General features: G+C 61.6%; 10 protein-coding genes and 1 pseudogene. 8 read left to right on the top strand and 3 right to left on the bottom strand.

The window, feature by feature from the left end; all coding sequences use genetic code 11:
• Positions 1–25 precede the first annotated feature (25 nt).
• Positions 26–1,186, top strand: coding sequence for a cystathionine gamma-synthase (locus LWF01_RS01270; protein WP_349639229.1), 1,161 nt, complete (start codon positions 26–28; stop codon positions 1,184–1,186).
• 115 nt (positions 1,187–1,301) lie between these two features.
• Here LWF01_RS01270 and LWF01_RS01265 read toward each other — a convergent pair whose 3' ends face one another.
• Together LWF01_RS01265 and LWF01_RS01260 are read right to left on the bottom strand one after the other, a co-directional pair.
• Positions 1,302–1,988: an MBL fold metallo-hydrolase gene (locus LWF01_RS01265; RefSeq protein WP_349639228.1), complete on the bottom strand. Its 687-nt coding sequence runs from the start codon at positions 1,986–1,988 to the stop codon at positions 1,302–1,304.
• A 172-nt stretch (positions 1,989–2,160) separates the two neighbouring features.
• Entirely contained in the window at positions 2,161–2,481 is a 321-nt protein-coding gene (locus LWF01_RS01260) for a helix-turn-helix domain-containing protein (RefSeq protein WP_349639227.1), read from the bottom strand.
• 187 nt (positions 2,482–2,668) lie between these two features.
• On the opposite strand from LWF01_RS01260, the gene LWF01_RS01255 reads away from it, so the two are divergent.
• From LWF01_RS01255 to LWF01_RS01225, 7 genes and pseudogenes are all read left to right on the top strand, one after another.
• Positions 2,669–2,812: a hypothetical protein gene (locus tag LWF01_RS01255; protein ID WP_349639226.1), complete on the top strand. Its 144-nt coding sequence runs from the start codon at positions 2,669–2,671 to the stop codon at positions 2,810–2,812.
• A complete protein-coding gene (locus LWF01_RS01250; protein WP_349639225.1) occupies positions 2,813–6,130 on the top strand; it encodes a helicase-related protein in 3,318 nt (1,105 codons plus the stop codon).
• Positions 6,127–8,904 (top strand): class I SAM-dependent DNA methyltransferase, encoded by a 2,778-nt coding sequence (locus LWF01_RS01245; protein WP_349639224.1) that lies wholly within the window; start codon positions 6,127–6,129, stop codon positions 8,902–8,904. The genes LWF01_RS01250 and LWF01_RS01245 overlap by 4 nt, the downstream gene beginning before the upstream one ends.
• Positions 8,905–9,170: 266 nt before the next feature.
• Positions 9,171–9,440, top strand: coding sequence for a phosphoribosylformylglycinamidine synthase subunit PurS (purS, locus tag LWF01_RS01240; RefSeq protein ID WP_349639223.1), 270 nt, complete (start codon positions 9,171–9,173; stop codon positions 9,438–9,440).
• Positions 9,433–10,140: a phosphoribosylformylglycinamidine synthase subunit PurQ gene (gene purQ, locus LWF01_RS01235; RefSeq protein WP_349639222.1), complete on the top strand. Its 708-nt coding sequence runs from the start codon at positions 9,433–9,435 to the stop codon at positions 10,138–10,140. The genes purS and purQ overlap by 8 nt, the downstream gene beginning before the upstream one ends.
• Before the next feature lie 178 nt (positions 10,141–10,318).
• Positions 10,319–11,197: pseudogene (gene trhO, locus LWF01_RS01230) on the top strand (oxygen-dependent tRNA uridine(34) hydroxylase TrhO); the annotation flags it as partial.
• 282 nt (positions 11,198–11,479) lie between these two features.
• Positions 11,480–12,046, top strand: a complete 567-nt coding sequence (locus tag LWF01_RS01225; RefSeq protein ID WP_349639221.1) for a hypothetical protein — start codon at positions 11,480–11,482, stop codon at positions 12,044–12,046.
• A gap of 330 nt (positions 12,047–12,376) precedes the next feature.
• Here LWF01_RS01225 and LWF01_RS01220 read toward each other — a convergent pair whose 3' ends face one another.
• On the bottom strand, positions 12,377–13,393 hold the full coding sequence (locus LWF01_RS01220; protein WP_349639220.1) for an ornithine cyclodeaminase family protein: 1,017 nt from the start codon (positions 13,391–13,393) through the stop codon (positions 12,377–12,379).
• Positions 13,394–13,467 lie beyond the last annotated feature (74 nt).

Raw genomic sequence — 13,467 nt, 5'->3', positions numbered from 1 at the left:
CGGCCATCCGTACCGAGGGGACACGATGATTGATCAGCAGAATTCCGGATTCAGCACCCGCGCCATCCACGCCGGGCAGGCGCCGGACCCAACGACGGGCGCCGTCGTCCCGCCGATGTATCTGACCTCGACTTTCGCCCAGGACGGCATCGGGCAGCTGCGTGGCGGTTATGAGTACGGACGCGGCGGCAATCCGACGCGCACTGCGTTGCAGCAGCAACTCGCCGCTCTCGAAGGCGGAAGCCACGCGCTGAGCTTTTCATCCGGGTTGGCAGCCGAGGACGCGTTGATCCGTGGCCTGCTGCAGCCCGGCGATCACATTGTGCTGGGCAATGACGTCTACGGCGGCACTTACCGGCTGATCAGCCGGGTGCTCGGCAGCTGGGGAATCGGACACTCGGTCGTGGACATGTCCGATGCCGAAGCCGTTGTCGCCGAGGTGGGGGCCAACAAGACCAGGTTTGTCTGGGTGGAAACGCCGTCGAACCCGATGATGAAGATCACCGATATCGCGGCCCTGGCGCAGGTCGCGCACGATGCCGGTGCGTTGTTGGTGGTGGACAATACCTTCGCCTCGCCGTACCTGCAGACTCCGCTCGGTCTCGGCGCCGATATCGTCGTGCACTCCACAACCAAGTACATCGGCGGCCACTCCGACGTGATCGGTGGAGCGGTTGTGCTCAATGATTCCGACTTGGCGGAGAAGGTCGAATTCGTCCAGTTCGCCGTCGGCGCGATCTCGGGGCCGATGGACGCTTTCCTGACCACGCGTGGGCTGAAAACGCTCGCCGTGCGGATGGATCGGCACAGTGTCAACGCCTCGGCAGTTGCGCTGTGGCTGCAGGAGCAGCCTGCGGTTGAGCGGGTCTTCTACCCTGGCCTCCCTGACCACCCCGGGCACGATCTGGCAGCCAGGCAGATGAAGAACTTCGGCGGCATGGTCTCGGTCTCGTTCAAGGGCGGAGCCGCGGCGGCGCGCAAGGTCGCGGAATCCACCCAGGTTTTCACCCTGGCAGAATCGCTTGGCGGCATCGAGTCGCTGATGAACTACCCGTCAGAGATGACCCACGCATCGGTTAAGGGCACCGAACTGGCCGTGCCGGATAATCTGTTGCGGCTTTCAGTCGGGATCGAGGACTCCGAGGACCAGATCGCCGACCTGGACCAGGCGCTGCGGCAGGTTTAGGCGTCTCGGCCCGGTCTCGGCCCGATTCACTCGTGGCTTTGTCATCGATTCGTGCGTTCTAACCGACTTCTTGGCGACAAACCCACGAGCGACGCTCAGCGAGGGCCTGCCGGAGCTAATCGAGCACGAAGCTCGCGGACTCGGTCTGGCCGAGTTTCCGCGCATCGATGCTGGCGCCATTCCGGCCCGGTCGGGTTGAAGCACGATCCCAGTACATTCCGTATGCGACATCGGCGATCGTCCGGTCATGGATCGGGATCAGCGAGCGAGGCGCAATCGCGGCCACGAAGTCCATAGTTTCGCCGACCTTTGCCCACGGCGCACCGAGCGGGCAGGCAAGGATGTCGACGCCCGCAGGACAGAACTCATAACTGTCTCCCGGATGGAAGAGCGTCGGTTCGCCATCCGCCGTGAGCAGCACGCCAACGTTGCCGACTCGCGGGATATCGGGGTGAATCACGGCGTGAGTGCCGCCGACCCCGGTCAGGGTCAGATTGTGCAGCGTGACGGCATCCCCCGGCTTCAGCACTTCCCAATCGCCCGCCGTCTCCAGCTCCCCCGAACCACGCAACTGCTCGGCTATCTGCGGTTCGGCGAGCAGGCGTGCCCGTGGATTTGCCTCGAGCAGGCGAGGCAGCCGCTCGGTATCGATATGGTCGGGATGCTGATGGGTGACCGCGATGGCGTCGAGCCGATCGAGATCGAAGGTTTCGTCCGCACTGAAGTTGCCCGGGTCGATCAGGACACGGACGCCGGCAGCTTCGACGAGCAATGCGGCATGCCCGAATCGCGTAAGTTCCATATTTTTACTATGCACCCAGATTTGTCGCACCGGCTAGGGCAGCGCGGGTTCCAGCGGCTTCACAATCGGTTCGACTGGCGGCCGTCGCTGGGTGTAGTTACCTCCGGATGACGATGGCAGCCTTGCCGCGCCCCGCTCCGGTCTGATGCCGACCGCGCAACACCCGCGCTGGCTACCTTTCGTCCGGGTTTGAGCGTTTCTCTGTGTCCGCTCGCGCCGATTCCAGTTCGTCGACCAGATCGGCTACCGGGCGCTGCAGAAAGCCCGAGATGGCCACCAGCGTGGTGTAGGTCGGATTCTCATATCGGTCACGGGCAACGCTGCCGCCGGAGCGCTCCAGGCGCTGCAGATGCGTGCGGGTAATTCCAATGATCTCGGCGGCCTGTTCCTGGGTGTAGCGCTTCCCGGATGGGCCACCCTGATCCCGAAAGCCCCGCAGTATCTCCGCCAGTCGTACGGCAACTGCTGCTTCACCTGCCGACACGTCGCTCACTGTTACAACTTCAAGCGGCAATCACGATAGAGTCAGCCACATATATGTGGCATTAACGAGACTTGACCTCCTCCCCTCGGATCGACGCGGCTTTTCCCATCGGATATCCAGCCGAGCGCTCCAACGATCTACCACGGGGCCGGACAGTTCAGCCATGCCACACGGGTGAACAGCTAGGAGCAATGGCGTGGCAAAAACTCTCATCGAAGAGCTTCCGGAGATTGTGGCGTGGTCGAGAACCCTGTTCCTCGAGATTGGCACTCCGGGTTCCCCGATCGATGCGACGAGTGCCATGCGGGCTAGCGCCGCACACAGTTCGGGGAAAAGCTAGATGCCCAACATCTTCGACAACATCGCCGACGACACCCGACTCCGCCCTGCCCTACGCGAATCCCTCAAAGACTTCGACACGGTCGACATCGCGACTGGCTACCTCGATCTGCGCGGTTGGTCCGCTCTGGCGGACATCATCGACACTAAACCAGCGCCGACCGCACTGTCCGGACGACCAATCGCACGAGTGCTCGTGGGGATGGTCGCACCATCCGACTCACAGCAGATTCTCGATTCTCTTCAACACGACGTCCAACCGGCCGCCTATGGTTCGGACATCCATGACCTCGAAAAGGCTCGTACCCGACGCGACCAGCTCGTCAAGCATCTACGCAATCAGCTGATGCGGGGTCTGGCCACAGCCGATGGACAAGCCACACTGCAAACGCTCAAACGCCAGCTCGAAGACGGCAGCGTGCAGATGAAGGTGTTCACGGAGAAGCCGCTGCATGGCAAGACCTACCTATTCCACGCCCCCGACAAGAAGCACGGGTCACGGTGGGCGTACGTGGGCTCATCCAACCTCACACGGGCTGGAATGACGTCCAACCTCGAGCTCAACATTGACGTGCAGGATTCCGACGCAAACGCGAAGGTTGCCGATTGGTTCGAGGCCCGCTGGACCGATCGTTTCTCCCTGACGATCACTGCCGAGATAATCGAGCTGATTGCCGAATCCTGGGCGTCCGGCGAGCAGCCGACGCCGTTCGAGGTTTACCTAAAGGTCTGTCACGCGCTGTCGCAGGACGCACGCGATGGCTTGGGCTATGTACTGCCGGCCTCCATGCACACCCTGCTGCTCGACTATCAGGAAAGCGCCGTGCGCACTCTCGCCAGGCGCATCGTTCGGCGAGGCGGCACGATGCTCGGCGATGTCGTCGGCCTCGGCAAGACGCTGACGGCCATCGCCACCGCCCTGATGCTCCAAGCCGCCGAGGACTACTCCACGCTGGTGTTGTGTCCGAAGAACCTTGAGCAGATGTGGACGAAGCACCTCGATGAATACGACATCAACGGCCGCGTTGTTCCGTACTCGATGGCCGACAAGGTGCTGCCGGAACTCAAGCGATTCAACCTGGTGATTTGCGATGAGTCCCACAATCTTCGCAATAACGGGACCGTTGCTTACCAAGCCATTCACGAATACATCCGCCGTAACAGCTCGAAGGTTCTGCTGCTGACCGCTACCCCGTACAACCTCGCTTTCCTGGATGTGGCCAACCAGATTGCGCTATACATCGACGAGGACGAGGACCTCGGCATCGTTCCGATCGCCGCGCTGACCAGCGACCCCGGCTTGCGCGACAAGGTCGACGGCAAGATCAACACCCTCGCAGCGTTCCGACGATCCGAACATACCGAGGACTGGCGACGCCTGATGAGCGATCATCTGGTCCGGCGCACCCGCAGCTTCGTCAAACGCACAGCCAGGACAGAGCAAGTCACGCTGCCTGACGGGACGACTGATGAGCGACAGTTCCTGCAATTTGCCAACGGGCAGAAATTCTTTTTCCCGACCCGGATCGCCCGCCCGCTCAGCCACGACTTTGCGGACGACGATCCGGCACGCCTGATGGAAGACGACACCACCCTCAACGCGGTGCATGCATTGATCTTGCCGAGGTACCGCCTCGCAGACTACGACGACCCCCGCGCTGCCCATACCAATGCGGACAGCAAGATCATCGACGACATTCGCTCGGGTCGTGGGAACGTCAGCGGATTCGTTCGAACCGGCCTATTCAAGCGTCTGTCGTCGTCGGGTCACTCGTTCATCCTGTCCCTGCAACGCCAGCGCGCCCGTAACGAGCTATTCCTCCATGCCATCGCCAATAGGCTCCCGATCCCTCTAGGGAGCTTCAGCGATAAGCAGATCAACATCAACGACGAGGACGTCGAAGACGGTGCCACAACCCATGGTTCACTGGCGAGCCGCTATGCCGAGCTACAGAAGACGCTGCCTGGCAAGACGAAATGGATCAACTCAACCGTATTTAAGACTGCCCTCCGCAAAGACCTGCAGAAAGACAACGAACAGCTGACAGCTTTACTTGAGCGGTTTGGGAGCTGGGACCCGACTCGCGACTCGAAGGTCAATGCTCTTGTCGACCTGCTACGAAATGAACATCCCGGCGAAAAGGTAATTGTCTTCACCGAGTACGTCGACACCGCCGAGTACGTCGCCCAAGCCCTCCAAGATGCTGGCATCGCAGGTGTCGGCCTGGTCTCCGGCAACACCGAAAACCCCGCCGAGGTCGCCCGGCGGTTTTCTCCTCACTCGAACACGATCCCTGGGCAAAACGAACCCGAGATCCACGTGGCCGATCCGATCAACGTGCTCATCGCAACGGATGTGCTCTCGGAAGGCCAGAACCTGCAGGACGCACACATCGTCGTTAACTACGACCTACCGTGGGCAATCATCCGTATCATTCAACGCGCCGGGCGCGTCGACAGAATCGGCCAAAAGTCTGACACTGTCTTTGTCTACTTGATCAGCCATGACAAGGTCGAAGAGCAGATCAACCTCCGCCAGCGAATCCGAGCCCGTCTGGGCACCTCGGCTGAAGCGTTCGGCTCTGACGAGCAGTTCTTTGGCGGTGATCAAGAGGTCAAGATTCTCGACGACTTCTACAAGGGCAGGGTCGGCGACGACGCCGAAGACGCCGACGGCGAGGCCGACGCGGTCAGCGAAGCTTGGCTCGTCTGGTCCAACGCGCAAACGAAATACCCGCAGATCGTCAATCGCGTGCTCGGGATGCAGGACATGATCCACAGCAGCCGCGAGCCATATGTTGCCGAAAGCCATGGTGGCGTCACTTGCTACGTCTCTACCGACTCGGGGGTCGACGCCTTCGCCACCTCGGCGGCCGCCGACGACGCCGATGGAATCGCCAAGGAAAAGTTGCTCACCCCACTCGAAGCCATGCGCGTCTTCGAAGCACAGGTCGACACTCCAACCGCCGAGCAGCGACATGATCACTTCGAACGACAACGTTCACTGATTCACGGTCCCCTGACGGTCGAGGCTCTCGCCGACGGCAACCTTAAGGGCGTACGCAAGTGGGCGTGGGAGCGGCTAGGCGGCGACACGCTTTTCTCGGACAAGGCACCGGACGCCATCAACGCTCTGCATGAGCGCCCGCTTACTGAGCACGCCACAATGCGTTTGAGCCAGGCCCGACGCAACCGCTACAGCCCCGATGATCTTGCCGTCTTACTTAACCAGCTTCACGAGGAAGACCGGCTTGTCATCAAATTTTCAGAATCCGACAACATCAAGATCGTTTGCTCGATTGGAGTCCGTGACGCATGACTGACAGTCAAATGTCCCTCGTCGAGCAGCACCTATACCAGCAGCTCTTCCTGCATGACTTGAACTGGAGTGCACCCGATCATCCTCCGATCACGTACACCGACGATGACGGGAGCACCTTCATCGCCACCAATGTCTCCTCCTACAAGGGCCTCCGGGTGTGGGTATGTGACGACAAGCCCGGCTCGAAGATCGAAGCGGCACTGGATCGGCTGATTTCCAAGACCTCCACCGACCGGCTGGTCATTTTCCACAACGGCGACGACCAGGTATGGCGCTGGCCAGCTCGCCACACCAGGAACAACTCAACGGCCACACGGCTGACCAGTCACCGCCATCGTCGTGGCACGACGAACCCGAAGTTCGCCGCGCGACTCGACGCAATCGCGCTGCCGACCGATGTAACGCTTGACGCTAACTCCGTTCTGACGAAAGTTCGGACTGCGTTCGATGTCGAAGCCCAAAACGAAACCCGGCATGCCTCGAAACTGATGGCACGCATGTATGCCGCCATTGAGAAGGCCTATCCGAAGAGTTTTGACCTTAAGATCCGTGATCACCAGATCTCGGTGACCCTCGCCCGGATCTTGTTCCTAATGTTTGGTGACGACACCGGGATGTGGGAGCGGGATACGTTCCGCGACTTCGTTGACGAGTACACAGCGCCCGATGGTTCTGACCTCGGCGAACACTTGTCCGATCTATTTGTCTATCTCGATACACCGCCGGACGAGCGTGAGGCGAAGCAGTCGGCGTTCAACGGCTTCCGCTACGTTAATGGCGGCATCTTTCGCGAGCGAATCTCCCTGCCGGCCATCAACGCTGAGTTTCGAACCGTCATCCTCGAAGCATGCGCGGGGGACTGGAGCACCATCAGCCCCGCCGTCTTCGGATCGATGTTTCAGTCTGTCCGTGATGCCAAGACCCGGCGCGAGCTAGGCGAGCACTACACATCCGAAGAAAATATCCTCAAGACTCTGAACCCGCTCTTCCTGGACGAGTTGCGGGCAGAGTTCGAACACATCAAGACCCTCGGCAAGCACGAGGCAGACCGGCTTCGCAAACTGCGAGACAAGCTAGGCGAGATTCGTTTTATGGATCCTGCCTGCGGCTGCGGCAACTTCATCATCGTGGCCTACCGAGAACTTCGTGATATCGAACTGGCAATCATGGAGCGTCTGCAGGAGATCACCCGGGACAGCCCAATGCTGTTGGCAAATGTCGGCCTCAAAGTTACTCTCGACCACTTCTACGGCATCGAAATCGACGAATGGCCTGCTCGTATCGCCGAGACCGCCATGTTCCTGATCGACCGGCAGTGCGATCTCAAGCTCACCGAGCGGCTCGGCTGGGCTCCAGACCGGTTACCGATCCAGCAGCAAGCAACCATTGTGGTAGGAAATGCAACCAGGTTGGATTGGAGTCGCATCGTTCCGGCGTCCGACGGCCTAGTGATCGCGGGCAACCCGCCGTTCATCGGCCAGTACACCAAGACGGACGAGCAGGCCGCCGACGCCAGGCAGGCGTGGGGAGCCGACTACGACGGTTACCTGGACTACGTGACCTCGTGGCACGCGAAGACGTTAGACCTCTTAAGGGACACGGACGCACGGTGGGCCTTCGTGACAACCAACTCGATCACGCAGGGACAAGCAGTACCGGCGCTCTTCCGGCCGATTTTTCGCGATGGCTGGCGTATCAAGTTTGCACATCGGACCTTTGCCTGGACCTCGGAGGCCTCAGGCAAGGCAGCTGTGCACTGCGTGATCGTGGGCTTTTCACGGGACACTGGTGGCAAACGGCGGCTGTTTAACTATGACTCGCCTGGGCTCCCACCTCGGGAAGAGCTCGTCACCAATATCAACGCCTACTTGCTCGACGGCTCGAACCAGCTCGTGGGGAAACGAATGAAGCCCCTTCCCGGGCTGCCTACTGTTGTCTACGGAAGTAAGCCGACCGACGGCGGCAACTTGCTGTTTGGGCGCAACGAGGCTCGGGATTTGAGTTCGGATGCGACAGTTGCACCGTATGTCAGGCCATACGTTGGGGCCACTGAACTCATCGAAGGGTCGGAGAGGTGGTGTCTTTGGCTCCCAGACGCCCCGGAAACCGTTCTAGATCAGTTCAAAGTGCGGGAACGAGTACTTCGCGTGCAAGCAATGCGGGAGGCAAGTTCAGATGTGGCCACGAACAAGGCAGCAAAATGGTCTCACCGTTTCCAGTATGATCGACAGCCACGCGTCGCTTACCTCGCGATCCCTCGGCATGTCTCGGAAAACCGTTTGTACTTCACCGCCAGCAGGTTTGCCGAATCGGTGATCTGTGGGGACGCCAATTTCACGGCTGAAGACCCCGACGGCTACCTATTCGCGATCATCTCCTCGACAATGTTCATCACCTGGCAACGAATGATCGGCGGTCGGATCAAGTCTGATCTACGGTTCTCCAACACAATCGTGTGGAACAACTTCCCGATGCCCGCAGTTGACGCTGCCCTTCGCGAGAAGATCATCGACGCGGGCCTCGGCGTGATCAATGCCCGGGAAATGCAGCCCGAAAAGTCGCTTGCGGAGCACTACCGGCCGGACGCGATGGCTCCTGAGCTCATAGAGGCGCACGACGCGCTTGATCAGCTAGTGGACCAGGCATTCGCCGGAGACCGGAGACTCTCCACAGAGCTAGATCGTCAGGAAGTCCTCTTCACCCGATATGAGGAGCTGACCAGTCCGCTGACAACGGCTATCGCAAAAGGACAGCGTCGTCGACGGGGGTGAAGATCCCGCCGGGTCCACCGCGTCGCAGACTCTCCTGCTCAATCGGCTGCGCTCCGCCCAGGAGGAAGAGGACGAACAGCAGTTCTGGTGAGCCCGTTTCAGTTTGGAAGGGACACAGGCAGTCAGGCATGCCGCTCGTTGGACAGCGGTGCGGCTCAACACGGCCGTCGCTGCTCACCTTCGGGATTCGATAGGCTTAGGGTAGGGCGGACTCCGCCACGCAGTTTCCAACACCACGTTTACTCACTCATCAGGGAGCGCCTCATATGGGACGTGTCGTCGTCGACGTCATGCCGAAGCCTGAAATCCTCGATCCGCAGGGCAAGGCAATCGCCGGCGCACTGCCTCGTCTTGGCTTCAAGAACTTCATCAACGTTCGACAGGGCAAGCGGTTCGAGCTCGAAGTCGATGGCGATGTCACCGAAGCAGTGATTGCCGAAGTGCGAGACGCCGCCATCAAGCTGCTCTCGAACCCGGTGATCGAGGACGTGGTCAGCGTTCGCAACGCCACCGTCGAAGAGGCCACTAATGTCTGACGCCCCCCGGGTCGGAGTCGTCACCTTTCCGGGCTCGCTTGACGATGTCGACGCACAGCGCGCCGTCCGGCTTTCAGACGCGACCCCGGTTCGGCTCTGGCACGCCGACGACGACCTGCAGAATGTCGACGCGGTTATCCTGCCCGGTGGCTTCTCGTACGGCGACTACCTGCGTTGCGGCGCAATCGCACGTTTCACCACGATCATGGACGCAGTCGTCGACGCGGCCAAGGGTGGGCTTCCGGTGCTCGGCATCTGCAACGGCTTCCAGGTGCTCTGCGAGGCCCATCTGCTGCCTGGCGCGCTCGTGCGCAATGACCACCAGCAGTTCATCTGCCGGGATCAGAAGCTTCGGATCGAGAATGCCGAAACCGCGTGGACCCGCCAGTTCAGCCAGGGCGAGGAAATCATCATCCCGTTGAAGAACGGCGAAGGCGGCTACATTGCCGACGAGGCGACGCTGGACCGACTCGAAGCCGAACAGCGCGTCGTGTTCCGCTACCTGGATGGCAACCCCAACGGCTCGCGACGCGACATCGCTGGCATCGCCAACGAAGCCGGAAATGTCGTCGGCCTGATGCCGCACCCGGAGCACGCGGTGGAAATGGGCTACGGACCAGACACTGCTGGCGGCACCCGGACCGGAATCGACGGCCAACGGATCTTCACCTCGGCGCTGCAAGCACTCGTCGGAGTTTAATGCCGATAGCAGTGTGTGGTTTGGCCGAAGCGGGCTGCGCGCCGCCGTACCCGTCTGCCCGCCACCACGCGAACCATTAGCGTGGGCCGCCGTACCACCGCCTGCCCGCCACCACGCCAACAGCCAGCGCGTCATTGCCGATTTTCGCGCGTAGCCTGAACGCCCGTAACCTTGATGCATGGCCGTGCCCAAAATCGTACTGTTCTACGCCTTCACACCGCTGCCCGATCCCGAGGCGATCAGGCTGTGGCAAAAGGCGCTGGCAGAGAGTAACAATCTCACCGGCCGCGTGCTGATTTCCGAACACGGCATCAACGCGACACTCGGCGGCGAAATCGACGATGTGAAGCGGTACGTCAAGGGCACTCGGAGCTACCCGGCCTTCAAACGAGCAGATATCAAGTGGTCCGACGGCCTGGGCAACGACTTCCCGAAGCTCAGCGTCAAGGTACGCAATGAGCTGGTCGCCTTCGGCGCACCCAATGAATTCAAAGTCGATGAGTCGGGCGTTGTCGGCGGCGGCGAGCACCTCAAACCGGAGCAACTGCACGATTTGGTGGACGAGCGCGGAGACGATGTCGTCTTCTTCGACGGCCGCAACCGGTTCGAAGCGGAAATCGGCCGGTTCAAGAACGCCGTCGTTCCGGATGTGGCGACCACGCGGGACTTCGTCGCCGAGCTCGACAGCGGTAAGTACGATCACCTCAAACAGAAACCTGTAGTCACCTACTGCACCGGCGGTATCCGGTGCGAAGTGCTCTCCTCGCTGATGAAATCTCGTGGCTTCGAAGAGGTGTACCAGCTGGATGGTGGCATCGTGCGCTACGGCGAGCAGTACGGCGATGACGGACTCTGGGAAGGCTCGCTGTACGTTTTCGACAAGCGCATGCACCTTGAGTTCACTGAGAACGCGGTTCCGCTGGGCAAGTGCTGCCAGTGTCAGGCGGCAACGGCGAAGTTCGAGAATTGTGCGGAGCCATCGTGTCGTAAGCTGCGCCTATTCTGCGCCGACTGTTCCGCCCTTGCCTCGACAATGATCTGCCCGGACTGTGCGTCCGCCACCTCATCTGACGCCGATTCAATGGAATCTGGCGCAGCTCCGCTGGCGTCGGCAGCCGCGAGTCGGACTGGCCTGACGCCTGCCGCCGCGAGTCCGGCGGCTCCGCTGGACACAGCCGTGAGTCCGGCGGCTCCGCTGGTCACAGCCGTGAGTCCGGCGTCTGCCAGCTCCGCAGCCGCGAATCGAGAAATCTCTGCTCTTTCCGGAGTCAGCGGTACTGGGCAATAACCGCGGCTGGTCGTAGCTCTTTCGCACGAGTGGACGGAGGGTGAGAGCGCAATGAACGCGAAGAAGCGCAACGGAGATCACCCCGTCCTGTTCCTCGTCATCTGCCTCGTTTTCGTCGTCACCGGTGCCGTCATCATGATTGTCGACCCCGCCAGCTGGCTACTCGGGCTCACCGCGGTGCTGTTCTTCGGCGTCGGGCTGGCAGTTGCCGTGCTGAACCTGATTGCGCAACGGCGGATGACGTCGGGCCCGCCTGGGTCGGCCATCGCTGGCAGCTCGCGAGGGTCAGGCATCGCTGGGAGCTCGCGAGGGTCAGGCACCGCGGGCGGCACCGGACGCCGCACGGCCGACTCTCGACGCCGCACGGCCGGAGGCGCACGGACCTCATTCCTCACCAGCGCAGAACCATCCGCGTGGTTCGTGGTGCCCTGCTGCTTTGGTCTGGCAGCCGCGTGCGGCGTGCTGCTGTACGCGATTGGCTCCGGCCAGATCGTCCCGGTTTCTCGCTACGCACTGGTCGCCGCACCCGCGGCCGCCGTCGGCGTTGTCTTCTTCGCCGGCGGCGGCATCGTCTTCCTGATCAAAAGAATCGGGAAACGGTCGCGCCGAAACCGGTAAAGGCAGCGCATCCCCGACCAAAGCGAAGACGAACCGACTGCCCACTTTCTACGACCACCGAGCGTCAGCGACGCCAAATCGCTAACTCGCAGGCTGCCTCCCCGACATTCGCTGTGGCTGACTCACCAGTAACCCTTGAGCTCTCACGATGTGAGCGGAAACGAGGGCTCTCAGGTAGCCAGCTCCTGCATTTGTCGGTCGGCGAGCGCGAGGTGCCCAGTCACCAGCCAAGGTTGTCACTGCGGCCGGAGAGCCCGAGAGCCCATCGACAACCGTCATCAGCTGACAGCCGACAGCCATCAGCTGAGGCAAAAGTGCAAGTACCCGCCGTCAGCCGAGGTCGACGAGCTGGCCCATCCCCCGCTCCTCGGCGACCTGGACAATGCGTTCCGCGGCCGCCGAGTCCTGAAAGCCCAACCCGACGCTGTTATAGAAGATGATCTGCTCGTCATTGCTGCGTCCCGGCGCCGTTCCATTGAGCACGTTGCCGAGCGCGTACAACGTCGGGACGCCGTCACCGGATGCCCCTGTCTGCGCGTGAGCGATGGCGGCGGCTATCGGCCCAGCTTGCTGGCTTGCGGTCTCGACGTCATCGACGACGACAAGATCGGCCAAATCCAGCAGTGCCTGGTCGACCTCACGGTGATCGGGCGCGAAGGATCCCACGCTGATCACAGTGGTTCCCGGCCGCACCCAGGCGCCTTCACACACAGGCTGTGCGCTGGTCGTCGCGGTGACGACCAGGCTCGATGTGGATACAACGTCCTGCGCGGACTCGCCTTCGAGGACGTCGAAATCGAAGGCCTGCGCCGCCTGCTTGCAGAACGCGGCCCGCCGCTCCGCCGACGGCGAGAACACCCTAACGCTTGCGACCAGGTCCAGCGCCGCAAGCGCTTCCAGGTGGGCATGCGCCTGCACGCCGGAACCGATTATGCCCAGTTCGTGCCTGCCGGGAGTCGCGAGCGCGGATGCCGCCACCGCGCTCGCCCCAGCCGTGCGCGCCGTGGTGATTGGTTCTCCATTGAGGATGGCGCGCAGATACCCGGTCTCGGCGTGCTGGACCAGCACCGTGGCAGAGATCGCCGGCAGCTGGCGCGTCGAGTTCGCGGGGTTCACGCTGCCGAACTTGCACACCGCGCCATCATTGACGGTGTTCCGCGCAGCGTAGGCGAACGCGACGCTTCCCTCCGGTCCGTTCAACAGACCGCGTGGCGCGAGCAACACATTGCCGCGGGCGTAATCCTCAAACACCGCCCGCTGGGTATCGATGATCGCGCGCATATCGATAAGCGATTCGACGTCGTGCGCGGACAGGATGCGGACCTGGTGAGCCAATGAGTTTCCCATTCTGAAATCCTCACACGAGGAGCGCGTCGTGCTGCCATGGCGTCCGGCATCCGTTCTCGAAGTGCGCCGATAGC

The sequence above is a fragment of the Saxibacter everestensis genome (assembly GCF_025787225.1).
Classification (GTDB): domain Bacteria; phylum Actinomycetota; class Actinomycetes; order Actinomycetales; family Brevibacteriaceae; genus Saxibacter; species Saxibacter everestensis.
The sequence above is the reverse complement of the archived record's forward strand: the minus strand, read 5'-3'. Positions and strand labels throughout refer to the sequence as shown.